The sequence below is a fragment of the Halomicrobium sp. IBSBa genome, assembly GCF_017612575.1.
Taxonomy (GTDB): Archaea; Halobacteriota; Halobacteria; order Halobacteriales; family Haloarculaceae; genus Halomicrobium.
The window spans coordinates 585,913-607,026 of record NZ_JADPQC010000001.1 but is presented as its reverse complement, the minus strand read 5'-3'; the positions used below and the strand labels follow the sequence as shown (position 1 = coordinate 607,026).

General features: G+C 66.5%; 18 protein-coding genes and 1 pseudogene. 7 read left to right on the top strand and 12 right to left on the bottom strand.

The genetic code is table 11. The annotated features are described in order from the left end of the window. The first annotated feature begins 112 nt into the window (after positions 1-112). Both IL252_RS03185 and IL252_RS03180 read left to right on the top strand, forming a co-directional pair. Positions 113-271, top strand: a complete 159-nt coding sequence (locus IL252_RS03185) for a hypothetical protein (protein WP_170095022.1) — start codon at positions 113-115, stop codon at positions 269-271. Then, positions 271-639: pseudogene (locus tag IL252_RS03180) on the top strand (Hsp20/alpha crystallin family protein); the annotation flags it as partial. The gene IL252_RS03185 and the pseudogene IL252_RS03180, both read left to right, overlap by 1 nt. 36 nt (positions 640-675) lie before the next feature. Here IL252_RS03180 and IL252_RS03175 read toward each other — a convergent pair. From IL252_RS03175 to IL252_RS03145, 7 genes are all read right to left on the bottom strand, one after another. Continuing rightward, the gene (locus IL252_RS03175) at positions 676-1,779 is read right to left on the bottom strand and encodes an FAD-binding oxidoreductase (protein WP_208626639.1); all 1,104 of its coding nucleotides are present in this window, start codon (positions 1,777-1,779) and stop codon (positions 676-678) included. Between the two features lie 2 nt (positions 1,780-1,781). Further along, complete coding sequence (locus IL252_RS03170) at positions 1,782-2,558, bottom strand: luciferase (RefSeq protein WP_208626637.1); 777 nt, start codon at positions 2,556-2,558, stop codon at positions 1,782-1,784. Positions 2,559-2,696: 138 nt separating this feature from the next. After that, positions 2,697-3,323: a CoA pyrophosphatase gene (locus IL252_RS03165; protein WP_208626635.1), complete on the bottom strand. Its 627-nt coding sequence runs from the start codon at positions 3,321-3,323 to the stop codon at positions 2,697-2,699. 53 nt (positions 3,324-3,376) lie between these two features. Next, positions 3,377-3,838: a hypothetical protein gene (locus IL252_RS03160; protein ID WP_208626634.1), complete on the bottom strand. Its 462-nt coding sequence runs from the start codon at positions 3,836-3,838 to the stop codon at positions 3,377-3,379. Between the two features lie 120 nt (positions 3,839-3,958). Beyond that, the gene (locus IL252_RS03155; RefSeq protein WP_208626632.1) at positions 3,959-4,903 is read right to left on the bottom strand and encodes a phosphotransferase family protein; all 945 of its coding nucleotides are present in this window, start codon (positions 4,901-4,903) and stop codon (positions 3,959-3,961) included. Continuing rightward, positions 4,900-5,571 (bottom strand): HAD family hydrolase, encoded by a 672-nt coding sequence (locus IL252_RS03150; RefSeq protein ID WP_208626630.1) that lies wholly within the window; start codon positions 5,569-5,571, stop codon positions 4,900-4,902. Before IL252_RS03150 ends, IL252_RS03155 begins: the two co-directional genes overlap by 4 nt. A gap of 207 nt (positions 5,572-5,778) precedes the next feature. After that, positions 5,779-6,501 (bottom strand): phosphoglycerol geranylgeranyltransferase, encoded by a 723-nt coding sequence (locus IL252_RS03145; protein WP_153554063.1) that lies wholly within the window; start codon positions 6,499-6,501, stop codon positions 5,779-5,781. Positions 6,502-6,795: 294 nt separating this feature from the next. Here IL252_RS03145 and IL252_RS03140 point away from each other — a divergent pair, with 294 nt between their 5' ends. Both IL252_RS03140 and IL252_RS03135 read left to right on the top strand, forming a co-directional pair. Next, positions 6,796-10,863: a TaqI-like C-terminal specificity domain-containing protein gene (locus IL252_RS03140; RefSeq protein ID WP_208626628.1), complete on the top strand. Its 4,068-nt coding sequence runs from the start codon at positions 6,796-6,798 to the stop codon at positions 10,861-10,863. Positions 10,864-11,069: 206 nt separating this feature from the next. Next, positions 11,070-11,498: a Rieske 2Fe-2S domain-containing protein gene (locus tag IL252_RS03135; RefSeq protein ID WP_170095013.1), complete on the top strand. Its 429-nt coding sequence runs from the start codon at positions 11,070-11,072 to the stop codon at positions 11,496-11,498. A 183-nt stretch (positions 11,499-11,681) separates the two neighbouring features. On the opposite strand, the gene IL252_RS03130 is transcribed toward IL252_RS03135, so the two are convergent. Together IL252_RS03130 and IL252_RS03125 are read right to left on the bottom strand one after the other, a co-directional pair. Further along, positions 11,682-14,171 carry a DNA topoisomerase I gene (locus IL252_RS03130; protein WP_208626626.1) on the bottom strand — a complete coding sequence of 830 codons (2,490 nt, stop codon included), beginning with the start codon at positions 14,169-14,171 and terminating at the stop codon, positions 11,682-11,684. 203 nt (positions 14,172-14,374) lie between these two features. Then, positions 14,375-15,745 carry a UDP-N-acetyl glucosamine 2-epimerase gene (locus tag IL252_RS03125; protein WP_208626624.1) on the bottom strand — a complete coding sequence of 457 codons (1,371 nt, stop codon included), beginning with the start codon at positions 15,743-15,745 and terminating at the stop codon, positions 14,375-14,377. Positions 15,746-15,840: 95 nt separating this feature from the next. Here IL252_RS03125 and IL252_RS03120 point away from each other — a divergent pair, with 95 nt between their 5' ends. Then, on the top strand, positions 15,841-16,380 hold the full coding sequence (locus IL252_RS03120; protein WP_208626622.1) for a hypothetical protein: 540 nt from the start codon (positions 15,841-15,843) through the stop codon (positions 16,378-16,380). Between the two features lie 7 nt (positions 16,381-16,387). On the opposite strand, the gene IL252_RS03115 is transcribed toward IL252_RS03120, so the two are convergent. The 3 genes from IL252_RS03115 to gatB all read right to left on the bottom strand — a co-directional run bounded on the left by IL252_RS03115 (position 16,388) and on the right by gatB (position 19,675). Beyond that, positions 16,388-16,894 (bottom strand): dihydrofolate reductase, encoded by a 507-nt coding sequence (locus tag IL252_RS03115; RefSeq protein ID WP_208626620.1) that lies wholly within the window; start codon positions 16,892-16,894, stop codon positions 16,388-16,390. Continuing rightward, a complete protein-coding gene (gene thyA / locus IL252_RS03110) occupies positions 16,894-17,898 on the bottom strand; it encodes a thymidylate synthase (RefSeq protein WP_208626618.1) in 1,005 nt (334 codons plus the stop codon). Before thyA ends, IL252_RS03115 begins: the two co-directional genes overlap by 1 nt. A gap of 262 nt (positions 17,899-18,160) precedes the next feature. Beyond that, a complete protein-coding gene (gene gatB / locus IL252_RS03105) occupies positions 18,161-19,675 on the bottom strand; it encodes an Asp-tRNA(Asn)/Glu-tRNA(Gln) amidotransferase subunit GatB (protein WP_153554071.1) in 1,515 nt (504 codons plus the stop codon). Positions 19,676-19,836: 161 nt separating this feature from the next. Here gatB and IL252_RS03100 point away from each other — a divergent pair, with 161 nt between their 5' ends. Together IL252_RS03100 and IL252_RS03095 are read left to right on the top strand one after the other, a co-directional pair. After that, complete coding sequence (locus IL252_RS03100; protein ID WP_208626617.1) at positions 19,837-20,715, top strand: hypothetical protein; 879 nt, start codon at positions 19,837-19,839, stop codon at positions 20,713-20,715. 70 nt (positions 20,716-20,785) lie between these two features. Next, complete coding sequence (locus IL252_RS03095; RefSeq protein ID WP_208626616.1) at positions 20,786-21,100, top strand: bZIP transcription factor; 315 nt, start codon at positions 20,786-20,788, stop codon at positions 21,098-21,100. Positions 21,101-21,114: the final 14 nt, after the last annotated feature.

Here is a 21,114-nt window from a genome sequence, read left to right as displayed (position 1 = left end):
CCCAGCCCACTCGCCGGTCCGACATGAATGTTCTCGTTGTCACCGTGCGTCCGGCGGGGCGCGTACGCCGGGCTCCGAAAGCTGTTTGTCCCGCGCGGTCCAACAGAATCGTATGCCAGCGACGCTCGAACTCGTCTGTACCGACGACGGCTGCGAACTCGACATGTTCGAACTCCACTACACCTACGACATGCCCGACAGCGTGGGCGTGACCGATTTCCAGTGTCCCTACTGCGGGGGTGTCGACTGCCTGGAGGAGGTCGAGCTGTGATGTTCGACTTCGCCCGCTCGCTCGGCGACGCGATCGTCGAGAACGTCGGCCGTGCGGCCGGCCGCGTCCAGGAACAGACGCCGCTGCCCGCCGATCTGCTGGAGAGCGACGACGCGTACCTCGTGGTGTTCGACGCGCCCGGCGTCGAGGCGTCGGATCTGCAGGTCCAGTACGTCGACGACCGTGTCGAGGTCCGCGTCGACCGGTTCCGGCCGTTCCACGAGGGCTTCGAGATGCGCTATCCCGGCCGCGGGCTCTCTCTCGACGGCAGCGTCACCCTGCCCGCCGACGCCGTGGTCGACGCCGAGGCCGCGTCGGCGACCCTGAAAGACGACGGCACGCTGCACGTCCGCGTCCCGAAGGCCGACGAAGCGGCCGACTGACCGGTCGTCTCACCCGCCGTCTCAGTTCGGTCCCTCCTCGTCCTCGTCGAGCGTCATGCCGTCGACGATGTCGATCGTCTCGTCGCCGGCAAAGCGGTCGGGATCGTAGGCGTCGACGCCCGGCCCGCCGAGGATCTGCTCGCCGATCCGCTCGCCCAGTGCCGGCGATCGCATGAGGCCGTGGCCGTGCCACCCCGTCGCCACGTAGAGCCCGTCGCCGACTGCACCCAGCAGCGGCTCTCGGTCCGGCGTCGCAGTACAGAGCCCGGCCCAGGACTGCGCTCGCGTCGCGTCGACGGTCGTCGCAGCCGCCAGCCGACCGAGCGCGCTCCGTTCGAAGCTCGCGTCGGCCTCGGGGTCCCAGTCGTCGGGATCGACCTCGTGGGCACCATCGCCGACGAGCAGGCCCCCCTCACAGGGCCGCCAGTAGCACTGCTGGGTCGCGTCGTAGGCCATCGGGAGCGTCGCCCGCAGCGGTTCCGTCACGAGCGCCTGGGCGCGATAGGCCTGCAGCGGGAGGTCGACGCCAGCGTCGGCGACGAGCGGCTTCGTCGCGGGGCCGGCGGCCACGAGCACGGCGTCGAACGCGACCGCCCCGTCGGGCTCGGCGACCGTCGTCGGCCCGACCAGCGAGACGGGGGTCTCCGTCCGGACGCCGACGCCGCGTTCCAGCACGGTTTCTGTCAGCGCACCCGCGTACTCGGTCGGATCGACGAAGCCGGCCCGGTGTGCGATCGCGGCGACGCCGATCTCGTCGGTGCGAAGCTGTGGGTACCGCTCGCCCAGCCGCTCGGGCTCGACCAGCGCCACGTCGCGCCCGTGGGCCTGCATTCGCGGGACCTGCTGTTCGATGGCGTCGGCGTTGGCCTCGTCGCCGTCGCGGGCGTACCAGACGTACGGACACTCGGTGAGCACGCCCAGCTCGCGGAACCGCCGGAGCGAGTCGGCGGCCACCGCGGCGTCCCGGTCCTCGGCGAACGCGTCGTAGCACAGCCCGGCCGCGCGCCCGGTCGCACCGCTGGCGATTTCCTCGCGGTCGTACAGCACCACCTCGGTGCCACGGTCGGCCAGCGTCCGTGCGGCGGTCAGGCCGACGGCACCGGCACCGACGACGGCGACTCGCATCGTCACCGCACCGGCTCGATGCCCCTGGCCGGGTAGCCGACGATCGTGTCCGCGCCGGCCGCTCGAAGCTGTTCGATGCGCTCTGCGACCGTCTCGGGCTCGCCCACGAGCGCGTAGTCGCGGACGGCCTGGGTGAGCACGTCGCGGGCTCGCCCGCTCGCGGTCGCGTCGGTCGCCGCGCCGTCGGGCAGGGCCGCACGGACCGGGCCGCGTCGGGCGGCGTAGTCGCCGACGGCGTCGAGGATCTCGCTCTCGTCGTCGGTTAGCACCGTCGGCGCGTAGAGGGCGATCTCCCCCTCGAAGCCGGCCGTTCGAAGCGCCCGGAGGTCCCGTCCCGTCGATCGGGAGAGCAACTCGAACTGGGTGCCGCCGATCGCCAGCGCGACGCGCTCGATGCCCTCGGTCCCGACCCAGGGGTTGGTGGCCGTCGCCGCGGCCGCTTCGAGCCGGGGGACGATCGCCCGCTCGGCCTCGTCGCTCGTGAGGTAGGCGTCGTGGCCGGCGACCAGGACTCGGCCGACACCGTCGGGAAGCGTCGCGAGCGCGCTGTCGTCGCCGAGCGGGTCGAAGCCGTCGGCCCGGACCGGCGTCGTCAGCCTGACGCGTTTCTGGTCGGCCAGCGCGGCGAGCGTCGACCGGTCTGGCAGGTGCCCGGCCCCCTCGTAGTCGATCGTCACCGTCGACACGTCGAGGCGACTGGCCTCTGCCACGTCGACCTCGGCGGGCTTGAGCGCTGCCGCGTCGATCCCGACATCGTCGAGCGTCACTCCTGTGAGCATGATTTGGGTGGGCGTGGTGCCCGTTCGATTGCTCACCCGTACCCGATGCGCTGGCAAATGCCTGTCGCTTGGGGTCGCGGTCGCTCTCGGACCGACGGGGAGTCTCTCGACGGACGAGGTCGGGCAGCAACTGCCAGACTACACCTGATCGCGGACGCTGGACGGCAAGTCGTCGTCGGGGCCGGCCACGCGGTCCGGTTCGGTCGGCATCGTCCAGTCGGTCGCGAGTTCGAGCAACTGGACGAGCATCCGGGCGGTCGCCCCCCAGACGGTGTAGCCGTCGACGTGGAAGAAGTGCAGTCGGATGTCGCCGTAGTGTGGGTGGTCTCGGCGCTCGGACTCGTAGTTGTCCAGGTCCACGAGGTCGTCGACGGCGAGGACGACGATCTCGGCCACTTCCTCGTCGCTGGGCTGGTACTCCCGGTCGGGAATTCTGGCGACGAACGGCCGGACCGAGTACTCCGAGACGGTGCGGATGTCGTCCAGTCGCCCGATCACGTTGGCGGCGCGAGGGTCCAGACCGACCTCCTCCTGTGCCTCTCTGAGTGCGGTCCGCAACAGCGAGTCGTCCTCCGGCTCGCGGCCGCCGCCGGGGAAACTCATCTGGCCGGGGTGGTCCGAGAGGTGGTCGGCCCGCTTCGTGAACAGCACGGCGTGATCGTCGGCGTCGCCCGCGTCGGTGACGACGGGGACGATCACGGCCGCCTCGCGTGGCTCTGCCGTGATCTCGATCGCCTCGTGGCTGGCCACCCGATCGAACTCCATGCGTTAGCGTCGGGCCGGGACGCTCTTAATTTGAGCGGAAACGCGCGAGTGGCTCACTCGCCGGCCGCGTCGGCGAGACGCTCGCGGGCCGCGCTCACGTCGATCGGTCCCCACACTTCGAGTTCGTAGCTCACGTCCAGCAGGCGCTCGACGAACGCCTCGTTGTCCGAGCGGACGGCGACCAGACTCTCCTCGCGGAACCGCTCTTCGACGGCCGCCGCGAGTCGCTCCCTGTCGATCGATCGCTCGGGCACGTCCATGATGTGGGGCAGGTCCGTCGCGCCGTCGGGCAGCTCCGGGAACGCCGCCGGCCCGGCCGCGAGCAGTGTTTCGCCGTCGCGTTCGACGACCGCGAGGTGATAGGCGGCGACGGCGTCGTCGATCGCCCCCGCTGGATCGTCCACGTCTTCGCCCCGCTTGAACGCCAGCTCGGAGAGCGCCTCGATCAGTTCGTCGCGGGTGAGCGCGCCGAACAGGTCGACGACGCCCGCGAGTTCGTCGGCCGTCGGTTCCATACCGGTCCTCGCGAGCGCGGCGGCTTGAGCGTTCTGGGTTTCGGGCTCTCGACTGCTATCTGTCCGGCGGCCGCGACTCGGAACGGCGTCGATCGCGCCACGGCGGTGTCGCTCGTCGATCTACTCGTCGAGCCACTCGTCGAACCACTCGCGGTGGACGGCGACGGCCGCTGTTCCCGTCAACTCGGGGTATCGAGGTCGCGTGACGGTGCCGTTCGAGTCGACGGCCGAAGCGGCGATCGCTGCGACTCGATCGGCCACCGACACGTCGGGCAGCGGCCGCACGGCGGCGTACCCCTCGCGGAACGCGCTCCTGAGCGGGGTCGGGTCGTCGACGTACCACGCCGCCACGAGGTGTTCGACCTTCGCGACCGCGAGAGCCGGATCGGCGGCCAGCGGGTCGGCCCAGTCCAGCACCGCAGCGAGATCGCCGTCTGCGAGGATCGCGTTGCCCGGTCTGAGATCCCAGGGGAAGAGACGCGGCTGGACGGCGCGCTCCGGGCGACTCGCGACGGCGGCCTCGATCGCGGGCCGGCGGTCGTCGAAGGCCGAGGGGAGCGCCTCGACGGCGTCGCTCGCGTACTCCTCGAAGAAGGTCGCGCCGTCCGGACCCGTGGCCGCGAGCGTCCCCGACGCCCCGACCTCGACGGGGCCGGCGGCGTCGAACGCGAAGGCGTCGTGAAGTTCGCCGAGACAGCGGCCGAACCGACGGGCGATGCGCTCGCGGGTCGCACGCGAGCAGGCCACGAACGACTCGTGGAGGTCTCGGCCGGAGACGTGCTCCGTGACGAGATACCCTCGGTCGCCGATGCGCCCCCGGCCGAGGAGTCGCGCCACCGGGACCGTCGTCTGGTCGTAGACCGCGGCCAGCAGCGTCGCCTCCGTGTGTGCGCCGCTCGGCGTCGCGGTCAGCTGGACGACCACGTCCGGTCGGTCGGGGTATCTGACGATCGTGGTGTCCTTGTGGTTCCCCTGGGGCGGTGTCTCGGCCCCAGCCGGCGCTCGCGTCTGGAGGACGCGGTCGAGGATCCGCTGGACGGTCACGTCGGGCGCGATCCGGGTCATACGACTCCGTCCAGATCGGCCGGTCCGTCGAAGACGTGCTCGGGACGGTACTGGCCGGGATCGCGCTCGTGCTGGGGACACCAGGCCGCCAGGAGCCCCGCGCCGTGTGCGCCAGCCACGTCGTTTTCCAGTGAGTCACCCACGTACAGCGTCGTCTCCGGCGGCGTCTCGATCGCTCGACAGACCCTCGCGAACGGCTCGGGGTGGGGCTTCCGTCGCTCCATGTCGCCCGCGTAGACGACGGCGTCGACGCGCTCGTCGAGCCCGAGCGTCCGGACCTTGGGCCGCTGTCGCCGTGCCGGGCCGTTGGTCATCACCGCGACCGGACCGTGTTCGCGTGCCGCCGCCAACGCCGCCTCGGCCCCCGCCCGGTAGGCGACGGCGCTGTAGTCGACGGCGTCGATCAGGCCCGCCGCGAGCGCGTCGGCCGGCACCCCCCGACGGCCGTGCTGTGCCCCGACGCGGCGAAACCCCGCCGCCAGCGACGACCGCTCGTCTTCGGGGTCGGGCTCTGGCGGGCCGTCGAGAGCGGCCCACAGCTCGCCGGGCGAGCCGAACGGCTCCACGTCGGTCGCCGCGAACGCGGCCTCGTAGAGGGACTCCTCCGGCTGTGTCCCCTCGCAGAGCGTCCCGTCGAGATCGAACACGACGGCCGCGGGCGTCGTCATGGCACGCCGTTCGCGCCGGACGAACAAAAGCGCACGTGGCCGTGGCGGAACTCTCGTCGCTGCGGAGCCGACAGTGTCCAGTGGCACCGTAACTCGTGCGGTACGCGTTGAATTGTCAGAAAACCACAGTCGGACGGCGGTCGTCGCTGGCGGCGGGTGTCGCCACGCGGAAGGGCTCCCGGCGACCACGCCGTCGGTCGGCGGGATCTACTCGCCCGGCGGCGTGGCCGCCGTGGCGTCATGCGCGCCCTCGACGGTCTCTCTGACGGCGTCGACGCCCTCGTCGTGGACCAGGTCGCCGACGACGATCGTGTCGGCGTGGGTCGCCATCTGGCGGGCCGAGTCGTAGTCGTGGATGCCGCCGCCGTAGAACAGCGTCGCGTCGTCGAGGATCTCGTCGGCGGCGGCCACCTTCTCGGGATCGCCCAGCATCCCCGAGTACTCGACGTAGACGATCTCCTGGCCCAGGAGGTGCTCTGCGGCCTCGGCGTAGGCCGCGACCTCGTCGGCGTCGAGATCGCAGTTCGCCTGCGTGTAGCTGGCGACGGAGGCCTCGGGGTTCATCACGATGTAGGCCTCCGTGAACGTGCGCGACCAGTCGATGTCGTCGTCGATGCGGATCCACTCCTTGTGCGCGCCGGTGATCCAGGTCACGTCTCCGGCGTTCATCACGACCGGGATGAGGTAGCCGTCGTGACGGTTGCTGTGGACGACCGACGCGGGATTCGACGGCTCGATGTAGACGGGAATGTCGTGTGCCCCACACGCCTCGACGACGCGGGCCATCTTCTCTTCGGTCATGCCGGTCGTGCCGCCGATCTCGATCGCGTCCGTTCCGGTCGCGGCCACGTCCTCGAAGGTCTCGCCCGCGACCAGGCTCTTGTCTGGGTCGATCTTGACGATGTGGTCCCAGTCCGCCCACGTGCTCATACGTGCACAGAGTCAACCGTGGCCGTATAACCGCTTCGGAAGTCGGTACGTTTTCACACTGGCCGGACACTCCTCGCAGAAATTATAGTCTCGCTCAGCCACTCTAACCGCACGACGAGGCGCTGCTGCCGACGACCGTCGCTGTCGTTCCGGACAGACGATCTTCGCCCCTCGCTCTCACTGGTCGTTTCCAACTGGCTCCTTTGTAGGACGGATTCGAACGACTGGCGCTTTCGATGTCCCTGAGCCGTCCAGTACTTTCTTGCTGATCCGGATAACACTCTGCTATATTCAATGAGTCAGGCGACACTCTCCTCCGAACCGTACACCAATTCGGCGCTTTTCTCGGGGTACTATCTCGACGAGCGCGTGAGTGACCTCGAAGCGTGGGACTGCGACGACGACGCCAGGGACGCTTTCGAGCAGCTACAGCAGCTCTGGGATCTCGAACGCGACCTCGTCGCCTCGTACAAGGAGGACGAACTCCTCGATTCGTGGATCGACGAGGTCCTCGATATACTCGGGTTCGGGACTCTCTCCGAGACGACGATTCCGGACAGCGGCGGCTACAACGACAGACTCCTCTTCGAGTCCGACGAGACGCGGCGGGACGGGGCCCTCCGCAACAAGAACGGCGAGACGGAGGCGATGTACGGGCTCGCTTCGGCGGTCCTCGAAGCCAAGCAATGGGACGCCGACTTCACCGAACGCTTCAGCGAGAAACGCTCCTACCGTGACGCGTCTCATCAGATCAAGTACTATCTCGAACACACCCCCGAAGACATGCAGTGGGGCATCCTCACGGATGGCCGCAAGTGGCGGCTCTACGGGACCAAAGACTACGCGACCGAGATCTACTACGAGATCGATCTTCCGGAGTTGCTCGAAACCGGCACACTCGAACAGTTCAAGTACTTCTATGCCTTCTTCAGGCCCGACGCATTCCGGGAGACCGCTGGGACGACGTTCCTCGATACCGTCTGGTCGGAGAGCGAGACGGCCGCTCAGGAACTCGGTGCGGATCTGCAGGACAACGTCTTCACCGCGCTACGCGTTCTTGGCGAGGGGTTCCTCCACACCAACGACCTCGACATCGATCCCGAGGACGAGGCGGCGCGCGAAGAGCTGAAAGAGCAGTCGCTGGTGTTGCTCTACCGGTTGATGTTCGTCCTCTATGCGGAGTCGCGGGGCCTGATCCACCCCGACGATCCAGAGTCGCGAAGCGAGTACGAGGAGCACTTCAGCCTCGATCAGCTACGATCGGAGATCCACGAGGACATCTCGTCGGGGGATTCTTTCGACGACTACAGTGGCCACTCGACCCAGATGTGGGGACGGTTACAGGACCTCTTCGGGCTCGTCGACGAGGGCGAGGAGTCACTGGGGATCCCGCCGTACAACGGCGGCCTGTTCGACGACGACAGCCACGAGTTCCTGGCGGCAAACGAGGTCTCGGACCGCCACATCGCCGAGGTGATCTACCGGCTGGGGACGACCGAAGGCGAAGACGGCGAGTTCGTGCTGGCCGACTACGCCGACCTCGACACGCGCCACCTCGGGAGCATCTACGAGGGGCTGCTCGAACACGAGTTTCGCATCGCGCCGGAGACGTACGCCGCCGTCGCGGAGGACGGCGGACAGGTCTGGAAGCCCGGCAGCGAGGTGAGCGTCTCCGAGGCCGTCGAGACGGTCGAAGAGGGAGAGCTGTACGTGGTCAACGACGACGGCGAGCGAAAGGCGACGGGCGCGTACTACACGCCCGACTACGTGGTGAGCTACATCGTCGAGGAGACGATCGATCCGCTGCTCGACGACATCAAAGCCGAACTGGAAGCCGACGGGCTGGAGCCCAGCGACACCGAGTACTTCCGTCGGTTCTGGCAGCAGGTGCTCGACCTGAAGGTACTCGATCCGGCGATGGGCAGCGCCCACTTCCTGACCAGCGCGACGGGCTATCTCACCGAGCAGGTGATGGAGGTCGTCCGCGAGCAGGAGATCCAGAGCTACGACGAGCAGGAGCTTCGCCGGGAGATCGCCAAGGAGTGCATCTACGGCGTCGACATCAACGGCATGGCCGTCGAACTCGGCAAGCTCTCGATGTGGCTGGAGACGCTGGCCGCCGACCAACCCCTGGCCTTCCTCGACCACCACCTCAAAGCGGGGAACTCGCTGGTCGGATCGGACATCACGGAGGTGCTGTCCGACGACATAGAAGACGACGGCGGACAGCTAACCCTCGGGCAGGCCTTCGCCCGCGCTCGCCAGCAGACCCTGGAGCACGTCATGGAGCTGATGCAGGATCTGCTCGCCATCGACAACGAAACGCTCGAAGACATCAAATCGATGGAGGAGCTGTACGGGGAGATCCGCGACGACCCGCTGTATCAGCGACTCTTCGAAGTGGCGAACGTCCACACCGCCGAGGAGTTCGGCCTCGACGTGCCCGACGGCGTCTACGAGGAGATGGCCGGCGCAATCGAGAACGAAGACGAGTGGGACGAGATTCGAGACAACGACTGGTTCCGGTCGGCCCAGGCGATGGCCGACGACGAGGACTTCTTCCACTGGGAACTGGAGTACCCCGAGGTGTTCTTCGGGAATGATGGGGAGAAGCTAGACGGTGCAGGATTTGATGCAGTGGTCGGGAATCCACCTTATGTATCTAACTGGGAGCTAACAGCTAAGAATGAGCAGCTAGTCTCGGGTCTGGAATCATTACATCCTGAAGTGACATCTGGGCACTGGGACCTCTTCGTACCGTTCTCATATCGAGCATTACAGTTAACGAAAGAGCAAGGGAGGCATTCATTTATTACACCCAGCTCACTTGGAACAGAAAAATACGGAACGAAATTGAGGAAATGGCTGGTAGGTGAATGTAGTATACATCAACTGATACACTTCGGAGAGCACCAGGTATTTGACGAGGTTGATCGACAGTATTTGATATATATAATATCTCCAGAAACATCTGATGAGAGGGGAGTAAATATTGTCGAATTTGAATATCCTCGTTTTGTAAAGCAATCCACTATTAATCAACAATCCTTTTCAGAATATTCCAATCACTCTCTACGTCCTTCTCTTGTTGGAGAAGACTTGGAATTAAAAAGAAAGGTAGAGGAACGAGGCATACCTCTTGGACGGATATGCTGCGTAAACGTTGGAGTGGTTGCCCATGCTGCGAGTGACAGTGAATTAGAATTCAAGAAAGATGACATTATCCACACCCACGAAGGTGATGGATTCAAGCGATACATCCAGGGAGGGAATATCTCCAGATATCTAATTGAGTGGGATGGTGAGTACATCGATTATGAATCGAAAAAAGATCATTTCCATCGTCCCAAGTTTCGTGATATATTCGAGAGCGAGAAGCTGGTAATTCCACGGGTTAGCGGCACCGGTAACCGTATTGAGGCTTGTTATGACTCCAGTGGCTACTATAATAATGACAACGTGACTAACGTGGTAAAGTGGAACGAAAACATTCAGAAGCAGCAGGCACCCAAGAATTTTGAGCCTATTGATGATACCTCTGGCTTTGATATGAAAGCGCTACTTGGTGTGGTAAACTCGAAGTTGATGCGTTACTACTTCTCTCAGTTCCTCGCAACGGGAACGCTACAAGGAAGCTACTCCAGCATTTATCCTGAGGATATTCGGAAGATCCCAATCAAAAACGACTTGGAGCATTCCACAAGTTCACTCTCCGACCAAGTTCAAGCTATAATATCTCTCAAGAGTCAAAAATCTTCACTAAATCTATCACTCCTTGACCACCTCGGGTCCTACTCCGACGGTCCTACGCTAGCAGATATCGGCCTCACTCAACCCCCAGAAGGCTCCGCCGACTCGATCCTCCAGCAGACCACTGAACAGAAGCCAAATCTCCGCATCGGAGATGCCACTGTTCACCGTGAATCCGACACTACCGTTGAGATCCAACTCACGGCCCGCTACAAGCCCGACGACGAGGACGCATACGATACCGACCAGTGGGGCTACACCGAGACCGATGCGCTGCCGGCGCTGCGGATCACCGACCTCACCGAGACGGAGGCCGACCTGATCGAGGCGTTCGTTCCCGTCGCCGTCGACGAGGCGGGCGGCTTCGCGGACTTCCGCGAGACGGCGACGAAGACGAACTCGCTCGTGGATCGACTCCGGAAGCTGACGCTGCCGGCCGTCGACGACGTGCGGGCGGGACTGGAGAGCTACACGGAGACCGTCGAGCGCGCCGAGGAACTGGACGCGAAGATCGAGCAGACGGACGAGCTGATCGACGAGATCGTCTACGAACTGTACGGGCTGACCGACGAGGAAATCGAGATCGTGGAGGAAGCGGTGGGCGACGACTGATACGACCGGCTGTAACTCTGTGACCGATTTCGCCACACCGGGGTGGCAAAGATCTTCACGAAGTTACGGCCGGCAGTATGAGACGGGTCGCCAGACCACGCGGGCGGGATCGAAAGGAGCGGGGCTTTCTGGTCGTTCGAAGTCACTGCGCCCGTCGTTCCGTCGCCGGTAGACATTTCACCGAGTGCGAACCAGATCACTGCTAGATGCTCGGAGCGAGCGAACTCACCACGGTCGCGGCGGTCCGCGAACAGCGGTCCTACGTCTGTACGGTGCGAGACAACTACGGCGAGCGCGACGAGGTGATCGTCGTGCCCTGCGAGGACGGCGACGCCGCGGTCAGGGCGTGGATCAACCGCTGTACGCACGAGGCCCAGCGCTTCGATACGGGCCGTGGCGTGGCGATGCGGGACGGGCAGATGATCTGCCCCAAGCACGGCTCCATGTTCGACGCCTGTTCGGGCGACTGCGACAACGGCGAGGCCGCGGGGACGACGCTGCCCGGCGTCGAGGTGGCCGTCGAGGACGGGACGGTCTACCTCGCCGACGAGGACTACACCTTCGTCCACGAGGGGACGATCACGGACGACGACGGCGACGACGGGCCGAGTTCGACCTCCCACATCGGCTTCTAGGAGATACGGTCGAACACAGCACCGCAAGTGTTCGAGCGACGACGCAGGCCTCGAAAGCCCTCGCTCCGCTCGGGTAGTGCTCACTGACCGACGATATAAACGCGACCGGACCTCGCCCTTTCAGTCCACCAGGGTGTGGTGGATTGCGCAGTCAGCAACAGGAAACGGAAACAGCGTAACAGATCAGTCCGCCAGTTCGGCCTGCCAGTCCTCGATCTGGCTGGCCGACACGCCCTGGACGTTGGCGGCGATCTCGTCGGGTTCGACCGACCGGAGGTCGGCGGGCTCGTCGATGCCGACGGCCGCGAGCTTCTCGGCGGTCGCGCCGCCGATGCCGTTCAGATCTTCGAGGTCGTCGATCGCGTTGCGGGCCTGGTACTCGGCGTAGTTGCAGATCGGACAGCCCAGTTCCCAGGGATCGTCGTCGTCCTCGTCGTCGACGATCGAGATCTCGGGCAGATCGTGTTCCTCGCAGCGGTCCTCGCCGACCACGATGTCGCCGTTGCGCGGCAGCGGCAGCGAGTACTCGCAGTCGGGATAGCGCGTACAGCCCACGAGTCGCGAGCCAGAGCGCAGGCGCTTGATCGCCAGTTCCCCGTCGTGGTCCGCCCCACACTCGGGACAGGCCCCGATCACTTCGTCGTCGGTCTCGTCGGCCTTCTCGGCCTCGCAGCGGGGACAGCCGTGGACGAAGGTGTCGCGACCCGCAAGCATCTTCACGTGGTTGAGACCGTGGTCGTCGCAGCGCTCGTCGAGGACCTGGGGCTCGCCGGTCGACGGCAGCGGGAGGGTGAAGCGACACTCGGGGAAGCCGTCACAGCCGACGAAGTACGACCCCTGCCGCGAGCGGCGCACGAGCAGGTCCTCGCCACACTCCGGACAGGGACCGAGCGTCTTGTCGGCTTTCAGCGACTCCTGGAGGTAGTCGCCGACCTCCTCGCGGGAGTCGGCCAGCTCCTCGAAGACGCGTTCGAGCATCTCGCGGGACTCTGTGGTGACCGCGTCCAGCGTGGCCTCGCCGCTTGCGATCGCGGACATGTCGGCCTCCATCTGGGCGGTCATCTCCTCGCTGACGATGCGGTCGGCGAACTCCTCGGCGGCCTCGACGACGGCCTCGGCCAGGGTCGTCGGCCGCGGCGGGTCGCCCTCGATGTACCCGCGGTCGTAGAGCTTCTCGATGGTGTTGTGGCGGGTGCTCTTCGTGCCCAGCCCGAACTCCTCCATCTTCTTGATGAGGCGGGACTGCCCGTAGCGACGCGGTGGCTGGGTCTGTTTGGCTTCGAGGGTCACGTCGCTCATGGAGAGGGAATCGCCCTCGGAGACAGCCGGGACGACGTTCTCGCTGGCAGAGGAGTAGGGATAGACGGCGTGGTATCCGGGTTCGAGCAGGCGCTTGCCGTTGGCCTTCAGCGAGTGGCCGGCGGCCTCGGCGACGACACGGAGGTGGGCCCACTTCGCGGGCTCGGCGACCGTCGCGAAGAAGCGCCGGACGACGAGCTCGTAGATCTCCCACTCGTCGTCGTCCAGCTCGCCCCGCGGGGGGAGTTCTCCGGTCGGGTGGATCGGCGGGTGGTCGGTCGTCTCCTCGTCGCCCTCGGTGGGGGCGATCTCGTCCTGTTCGAGCAGCGACTCGGCGTCCTCGCCGAAGGCCCGACTGCCGACGAACTCGTCCAGCAATTCGTCCGGCTCCAGGTCCTCGGGGTAGACGGTGTTGTCCGTCCGGGGGTAGGTCATGTAGCCGGCGGTGTACAGCTCCTCGGCGAGGCTCATCGCCCGCTGGGCCGAGTAGCCGAGCGACCCCGCGGCGGAGATGAAGGCGGTGGTGTTGAACGGCTCCGGGGGCGCGTCGGTGCGGGTCCGCTTACGGACGGACGTGACCGTCGCGGCGTCGAGTGCGGCCAGATCCTCGTAGACGGAGTCGGCGGTCGCCTCGTCCCAGACGCGCTCGGCCTCGCTGCCGTCGTCGTCGTAGAAGTACTGGGCCTCGAAGGCGGCGTCGTCGCCCTGCAGATCGCCGAAGATCTCCCAGTAGTCTTCCGGATCGAACGCCTGGATCTCGCGCTCGCGGTCGACGATCAGCTTCAGGGTCGGGGACTGGACGCGGCCCACCGAGATGAAGTCGTCGCCGAGCTGTCGGGCCGACAGCGAGAGGAATCGGGTCAGCGCCGCGCCCCACACGAGGTCGATCACCTGTCGGGCCTCACCGGCGGCGGCGAGGTCGAAGTCGATCTCGTCGGGGTTGGCGAAGGCCTCCCGGACCTCGCGGTCGGTGATCGAGGAGAACCGCACGCGATCGACGGGCACGTCGGTCTCCTCGCGGATCAGTTCGTACGCCTCCTTGCCGATCAGCTCCCCCTCGCGGTCGTAGTCCGTCGCGATCGTCGCCTCGTCGGCCCGGCGGGCCAGCTTGCGCAGGGTCGCGACGATGTTCTCCTGGGTCGCGGACTTGACCACGTCCGCCTCGACCAGCTCCGCCGGCTCGACGTCGCGCCAGTCGGCGTACTCCGGCGGGAAGTCCACGCCGACGACGTGGCCCGACAGCCCCATGCAGCGTTTGGTCCCCCAGCGGTAGACGTTGACGCCGTTCTCCCGCTCGGCGGTCGCAGCGCCGTCGCTGAGGATCTCTGCGATGCGGCGGGCGGCGTTCTCCTTTTCGGTGATGATCAGTTCCACGCGCCATCACCAGACCGTTCGATCATATCTCCGGGTACGGCCGACTGTGTTCTAAAGGCTTTCGCCAGAATCGGGGGATAGCGCGTGTGTGCGTACGGTTGCGGGCCCGTGGGCGTCCCTGTGCGTCGAGCGCGCGCCCGGACGCGAGTCTGCCCCCGAACGGAGCCGATCCGCGGACCGGCCTCGCTGCTCGCAGGCCGGTGCTACAGATACTCGAAGTCGGCGTCTCCGGTCTCGAAGCCCACACGGTCGTGAGCCCAGTCGAAGGGCACGTCGTCGCGTCGGTCGTCGAGGAAGTCGACGATCTGCTCGGCGGGGTTCTCGCCGTAGATGGTCTCGCCGGACTGGATCCGCTCGCGCACGGCGTCGGTCTCGACGACGTACTCGACCATCTCGGTCATGGACTCGCCAGAGACCGGCGGGACGAGGAGGTTCGTCTCCGCGTCGAAGACCGTCTCGGGCCGGTCCGTGTTGAAGCGCGCGGTGAGACAGATCGTCTCGTCGATGACGTTGAGCTCTTCTTGCATGCTCCCGGAGTCGGTCAGCTCGGCCAGACACTGGCCCGACTGGAGGAACTCGTAGACGTGGGCGTGCTTCTTCCAGAGCCCGGTAAAGAGGAAGTTCTCGCGTTCCGCTTCGAGGTCCAGCAGGCGCTCGCGGTAGCCGTACGCTTCGAGAGCCTTCCTGGTCGCGGTGAGTTCGAGGAAGTTGACGTTGTAGCCGGCTTCGACGAGGCCGATCACGGCCTCGACGATGGCGCTGAACCGCTCGGGCAGGAGGTTCGCCCGACGGTGGATGTCCACCCGGATCCAGTCGTCGCGCTCTTCCAGGACGGGGTAGATGTCGAAGATGCTCTCTTCGAGGTCGGCGTCGGTCTTCTGTGCGATGGCGTCGACGACGGAGTTGCCGACGACGGGGATCCGATCGCGGCCGTCGACCTCGGCGGGGTAGCCCTCGTTTTCGAGGTGCTCGCGGTTCAGCTCGACCGGTGCGAAGTGGTAGTGTGAGGCCGCCGAACCGACGAACGTGTCGTACTGCTCGGGGAAGGGTTCGGCGCGGTTGAGCGACCACTCGCCCTCCCACTGGGCCTCGACGGCTTCGGCGGGGTCGGCCTCGAAGTCGAAGTCCGGCGACATGCCGCGCAGCCCGGCCTCGTTGTGGGCGACCGCCTGGTTGGTGGCGAACTGCCAGGCCTGGGGGACGATGCCGGCGGCGTGGGTGTCGCCGTGGACCAGCGGCAGCACGGTCGTGTCCTCCCACTGTTCGAGTCGGTCGGCCAGCTCGCTGATGCGCTCGTGGACCTGTGCGGTCTTCTCCGAGAGCCCGCCGCGGATGCCCAGATCGACCGCGATCCGGTCTTCGAGGTCGTACTCCGCGAGCCCGTGACCGAGCACGTCGTCGTAGTGCTGGCCGGTGTGGAGGACGAAACAGGGCAGGCCCCGCTCGCGGGCGGCGTCGACGACCGGTGCCTGCTTGTAGAAGTCTGGCTTCGTCGCCGTGACGACTGCGAGGACGAACTCTCCGCGGTCCATCTGGCGGGCGAGCCGATCCTCGTAGACTGTCATCTCACTCATTGGTTCCCGATTCAGCGGGGGGCGTGGTGTAGGCTTCGGTCTCGGTCGGTGGCTCGCTTCGACGGACTCATTTCGGGCGAGTGGCAACGTCGACTATGGACCGCTCGGTCAGGATCGCCCGCGCCGTCGCCGCCGGGCTCGTGTTCGTCACTGCCGCTTACCACCTCTGGTGGGGGTTCCCGCGAATGCTCGTCTACCTCCAGGGACTCGGCTCGCTCGCGAGCCGTGGTCTGATCCCCGATCCGCGCCCGTTTCTCTTCGTCGCCTTCGCGCTCGTGTTGCTGGCCGGCCCCTACCTCGTGACTCGCGAGTACCTCACCGTCCGCCGGGGCTATCTCGCCGGGGCCGGGCTGATGGTGCTTTCCTTCCTCGCCTGGGTCGCCTGGCACCAGACCGGCCACGGTGCCTTCCTCACCGGCTTGCCGGCACCCGAGACCGGCGGCCACACCCACGGCGGCGTCCTCTACACGATCTACGATCACTACGTCACGACGCCGATCGAGGGCGTCATCAAGAGCGTCGAACTGCTCGCTGCCGGCCTGTTCGCCTGGCTCCTCCGGCGCGATCCCGCCGCGAGCGAGTCGACCGTCGACGACGACGCGCCGGTCGGCGGCGACCGCGCGACGCGCGAGTGAACGCTCGCTACTCCTCGCGGGCGTACTCGACGAACGAGAGGGAGTCCCGGTCGTCGCGGCTCGTCTCGGTCCAGCGGTCCCACTCGATCGCCGGGAAGTACGTGTCCCCGTCGTACGTCTCGTGGACCTCCGTGAGGACGAGTCGGTCCGCCCGCTCGCGGAACTGCTCGTAGACGGTCGCGCCGCCGACGACGTAGGCCACGTCGCTGCCGGTCTCGCGGGCCGCGTCGATCGCCGCCGTGATCGATCCCGCTCCGACGGCCCCCTCCGGGAACGAACGCCGCTGGCTCGTCAGGACGACGTTCGTCCGGCCGGGCAGTGGCTCGCCGAGGTCGGCGACGATCCCCTCGAAGGTCCGTCGCCCCATCACGACCGGGTGGCCCATCGTCGTCTCCTTGAAGTGTTTCAGGTCGGCGGGGTAGTGCCAGGGCAACTCGCCGTCGTTCCCGATGACGCCGTTCTCGGCGACGGCGGCCACGAGCACGATCTCGATGTCGGCTCTCTCGCCCGTCATCACTCGGCCACCGAGAAGGAGATCCCCGGCGCGGGATCGTAGTCGCGCAGTTCGAAGTCGTCGTAGGTCAGGTCGTCCAGTGGCTCGTCGGCGATCTCCATGGTCGGGCGCGCACGGGGCTCGCGAGCGCACTGTTCGAGCAGGCCGGGCACGTGGTCGTACCCCTCCTGTCCGTCGTCCTCGGCCGGTGCGGTCGATTCGAGCCACTCCCGGACCGCGCGGTACTCCTCGTCGGCCTCGACGTTGGCCAGGCGCGCTTGCAGCTGGTCGAGGTGCTCGCCGTACCACTCGCCGCGGGCACCGCTGCCACAGTAGACGTGGGCGTCGACGATGGTGTGGGCGAACGAGCCCAGTTCGAAGTCGGTCCGCTGGGCGACGGCCTGGGCCAGCAGCGAGTACGCGGCGACGTTGAAGGGGACTCCCAGCGCGATGTCGCCCGACCGCTGGGTCAGGTGGACGTTCAGGCGACCGCCCTGGACGTTGAACACGAACGTGTAGTGACAGGGCGGCAGCGTCGAGACCGTCGCGTTCGCCGGGTGCCAGGCGTTGACGACGAGCCGGCGAGAGTGGGGATTCGCTTCGAGCTGGTCCATCACGTACGCGAGCTGGTCGAACGTCCCGTCGTCGTTGACCCAGCGGTGGGCGTCGTCGGGCCAGCTCTCGCCGGGGAGCTGCGCGTCGTCGTCCGGAACCGGGTAGCGCCGCCAGAACCGACCGTAGGCGGTGTCGAGGTGGCCCTCCTCGTCGGCCCAGGCGTCCCAGATCCCGGTCTCCTCTCGTAGCTCTCGGATGTGCTCCTCGCCCGAGAGGTACCACAGCAGCTCGTGGATCAGCGAGTTCCACCGAAAGCCCGAGAGGTCCTTGGTCGTCAGGAGGGGGAACCCCTCGGCGAGATCGACTTCGTAGTGCTGGCTGAACGACGCGATGGTGTCGACGCCCGTTCGGTTGGGTTTGTAGGTGCCTCCGGAGAGCGTCGCATCGACGAGATCGAGATACTGTTGCATAGTGGTTGTTGTGTTCCTGTGGGGCTGCCTCTTAGTTTCTCTGGCGACACAGTCGTTCTGGTGTCCTCGATCCGACATCGGGGACACTGTCGGGGACGAGCAAACTACGCTTCCAGCTCTTCCCGCAACAGCTGGTTCACGACCACCTTTTTCCGCTTCGGGTCGCTCGCACGGCTCGCGACCACTCGCGCAAAAACGTGGGCGAAAAAGCGGCCGTTCGCATTCGAGGCCCGCCTTCGGCGCGCCTCGCAGCTCGCGGCCGTCATTCTGCCAGTTCCTCCCGCAGCAGCTGGTTCACGTCGCCCGGATCGGCACTGCCGCCGGTCTTGCCCATGACCTGGCCGACGAGGAAGTTGATCGCGCCGTCGTCGCCGTCCTCGTAGTCGTCGACGGCCTCGGGGTTCTCTTCGATGGCGGCCGCGACGGCCTGCTGGACCTCGTCGCCGCTGGTCTTGCCCAGCCCCTCGCGGTCGACGATCTCGTCTGGGGCGTCGCCCTCGTCGAGCATCGTCCGGAGGACGGTCTCCTTGGCGTTCTTGGCCGTGATCTCGTCGTCGGCGACGAGTTCGACGAGGCGTTCGATCTCCTCGAAGCGGTCGTCGACGTCCGTGATCGCCATGTCGCGGTAGTTCAGTTCGCCAAGCAGCTCGTCTGCGACCCACGTCGCCGCCAGATCGGCGTCGAAGCGATCGGCGACGGCCTCGAAGAAGTCGGCGACCTGTTTCGTCGAGGTGAGCTTCGAGGCGGCCTCTTCGCTGAGGTCGTACTCCGAGACGAAGCGGTCCCGGCGGGCGTCGGGCAGTTCCGGAATGTCGATCTCCTCTTTCCAGTGGCTGACCCGGAGCGGCGGGAGATCGGCCTCGCGGAAGTAGCGGTAGTCTTTCTCCTCTTCCTTCGAGCGCATCCCGACGGTGTTGCCGTGGGTCTCGTTGAAGTGGCGGGTCTCCTGGGCGACCTCGCGGCCCGACTGGACGAGCTTCTTCTGGCGCGAGGCCTCGAAGGCCAGCGCCGTCTCCGCGCCCTTGTGACTGGAGATGTTCTTGACCTCGGTGCGGTTGGCGTCGTCCAGCACGTCGTCGTCGATGCTCCCGTCGTCGTTCACCTCCTCGGCGTCGACCAGCGAGAGGTTCGCGTCGATGCGCAGGCTGCCGTCGCGGGTGGCGTCGAACACGCCCAGGTATTCGAGGACCTCCTCCAGCTTTTCGAGGAAGGCCCGCACCTCGCCGGGATCGCGGAAGTCCGGTCGAGTGACGATCTCCATGAGCGGCGTGCCCGCGCGGTTGTAGTCGATCAGGGTGTAGTCCGCACGGTCGATCCCGGTCGTCCGCGAGTCCAGCGGGCCGGTGCCCTCGCGGACGTGCTTGATCGATCCGGGGTCCTCTTCGAGGTGGGCCCGGCGGATGCCGACGGTGCGACTGTCGCCCTCGTGGGAGAACTCCAGCTCGCCGTCCTGACAGATCGGCGAGTCGTACTGGGTGATCTGGAAGTTCTTCGGCAGGTCGGGATAGTAGTAGTTCTTCCGGTGGAACGTCGTCTCTTCGGGGATCGAAGCGTCGATGGCCTTGCCGATCTTGACCGCAGATTCGACGGCCGCCTCGTTGAGCACCGGGAGCGCGCCGGGGAGCCCGAGACAGACGGGGCAGGTGTTGGTGTTTGGCTCCTCGCCGCCGTCGGTCGAACAGCCACAGAAGATCTTCGTCTCGGTCTCGAGCTGGACGTGCACCTCGAGCCCGATGACGGTCGCGAGCTCGCGCGATTCGGCAGCTTGCGCAGTCATTACCCGCGGTTCGGTGGCGCGCGGCTAAAGGCTAACGACCTCCGAGACGGTCCCATCACTGACGGCCCCAAACGCTATGTCGATTCCCGACCGGGAGGGAAGTGGCCGTTCGTCGGCGACCACTCCGGGTGGCAAGCGCCGCCGCGATACACCAGGGAACCATGGACAGCACGTCTCGGGACGACGGGCCGCGGGCGGACAGCCAGCGCCGTGGCCGGCGCTCGGCTCCGAAGTCGGCTGCCGGCCGCCCACGTCACCGCCGGACCAGAATCGGGCTGTCGGTCGTCGCGCTGGCGGCCGCGGCGACCGGCGTCGCGGGCGGCGTCGATCCGGCGCTGGCGGCCCAGCCCGGGGGCGACTCGACCGCGCTGCTGGATTATTTCACGTTCATCCCCCAGGCGCTCGTGCTGTTGATCGCCGTCGGTCTCCGTCGCTACGTGCTCGCCGACGCGGACGTGCCGTGGTGGCTCGACGGAGCCGCGCTTCGAGGGCGAGCGAGCGCGCTGGTCCCACAGCCCGACTGGCGCGTCAGCGACGCCGTCTCCGGTTCGACAGCGGGCGACGACGAGGAAAGCGCTCACCACCGGGCCGGATCGAGCGACGACACCGACGAGCGCGCAGACGGCGACGCCAGCCCCTCGACCGGGAGCAAATTAGCGCAGAGCGACGACACCCAGCAGTCGTCTGAGACGCCCTCGCAGACACCGCGCCGCCAGAGTACCACCGTACCGGACCGACTCGCGCTGGGCTACGGGAAGCAGCGCGTCGTCGTCGGCGACGGGGACACCGTCGACGAGAAGCTCCGGGCGATGCTGCGCGGGGCCGACGAGGCCGAGCACGCGAAGTGGATCGACGACGGCCAGCTCCGGTTCCACCGGGACGAGCACGGCTTCACGCTGATCGTCGGCGGTGACGGATTGACCCGGTGCAACGGCGAGCGACTCCGGCCGGGCGAGCGAACCCGGATCGGTCCCGGCGACGAGATCGACCTCTCCGGAGTCATGACGCTCTCTGTCGAGATTCCGCGGCGGCCCGACTGATCGGCGACCTGTCACGCTCGTTGTCAATGTCTGACGTAGGTATAAGTGGACAGACCGGCAGGTCCTGGGTATGTGCGGCAACCGTGTCGAGGAACTCGAAGCGCGCGTCAAAGAACTGGAAGCCTCCGTCGAAGGACTCACCGACGAACTCGTCGAGTGCAAGGTTCGACTGCGGGAACTGGAGAGCGCGGTCGACGAGGACATCGGCCTCGCGCCGAAGGCGACCGACGCCGACGACCAGACAGACGACGCCGCGCCGGAACCTGACACCGAAGCGACGAGTGAGACGATCGTAGCCGACAGTACTAAGCAAGCGGACGGTAAGGACGAACACAACCGAGAGGAAAGCGAGGCCGAGTCTGACTCCGACATCATCGTCGCGTAAGGCTGGGCCACGAG

Coding starts and splice junctions, on each gene's coding strand:
- IL252_RS03140 (WP_208626628.1), top strand. CDS start 6,796: ATGAGTCAGGCGACACTCTCCTCCGAACCGTACACCAATTCGGCGCTT.
- IL252_RS03120 (WP_208626622.1), top strand. CDS start 15,841: ATGGACCGCTCGGTCAGGATCGCCCGCGCCGTCGCCGCCGGGCTCGTG.
- IL252_RS03125 (WP_208626624.1), bottom strand. CDS start 15,745: ATGAGTGAGATGACAGTCTACGAGGATCGGCTCGCCCGCCAGATGGAC.
- IL252_RS03185 (WP_170095022.1), top strand. CDS start 113: ATGCCAGCGACGCTCGAACTCGTCTGTACCGACGACGGCTGCGAACTC.
- thyA (WP_208626618.1), bottom strand. CDS start 17,898: ATGCAACAGTATCTCGATCTCGTCGATGCGACGCTCTCCGGAGGCACC.
- IL252_RS03095 (WP_208626616.1), top strand. CDS start 20,786: ATGTGCGGCAACCGTGTCGAGGAACTCGAAGCGCGCGTCAAAGAACTG.
- IL252_RS03150 (WP_208626630.1), bottom strand. CDS start 5,571: ATGACGACGCCCGCGGCCGTCGTGTTCGATCTCGACGGGACGCTCTGC.
- gatB (WP_153554071.1), bottom strand. CDS start 19,675: ATGACTGCGCAAGCTGCCGAATCGCGCGAGCTCGCGACCGTCATCGGG.
- IL252_RS03175 (WP_208626639.1), bottom strand. CDS start 1,779: ATGCGAGTCGCCGTCGTCGGTGCCGGTGCCGTCGGCCTGACCGCCGCA.
- IL252_RS03115 (WP_208626620.1), bottom strand. CDS start 16,894: ATGACGGGCGAGAGAGCCGACATCGAGATCGTGCTCGTGGCCGCCGTC.
- IL252_RS03165 (WP_208626635.1), bottom strand. CDS start 3,323: ATGGAGTTCGATCGGGTGGCCAGCCACGAGGCGATCGAGATCACGGCA.
- IL252_RS03160 (WP_208626634.1), bottom strand. CDS start 3,838: ATGGAACCGACGGCCGACGAACTCGCGGGCGTCGTCGACCTGTTCGGC.
- IL252_RS03145 (WP_153554063.1), bottom strand. CDS start 6,501: ATGAGCACGTGGGCGGACTGGGACCACATCGTCAAGATCGACCCAGAC.
- IL252_RS03100 (WP_208626617.1), top strand. CDS start 19,837: ATGGACAGCACGTCTCGGGACGACGGGCCGCGGGCGGACAGCCAGCGC.
- IL252_RS03170 (WP_208626637.1), bottom strand. CDS start 2,558: ATGCTCACAGGAGTGACGCTCGACGATGTCGGGATCGACGCGGCAGCG.
- IL252_RS03155 (WP_208626632.1), bottom strand. CDS start 4,903: ATGACCCGGATCGCGCCCGACGTGACCGTCCAGCGGATCCTCGACCGC.
- IL252_RS03135 (WP_170095013.1), top strand. CDS start 11,070: ATGCTCGGAGCGAGCGAACTCACCACGGTCGCGGCGGTCCGCGAACAG.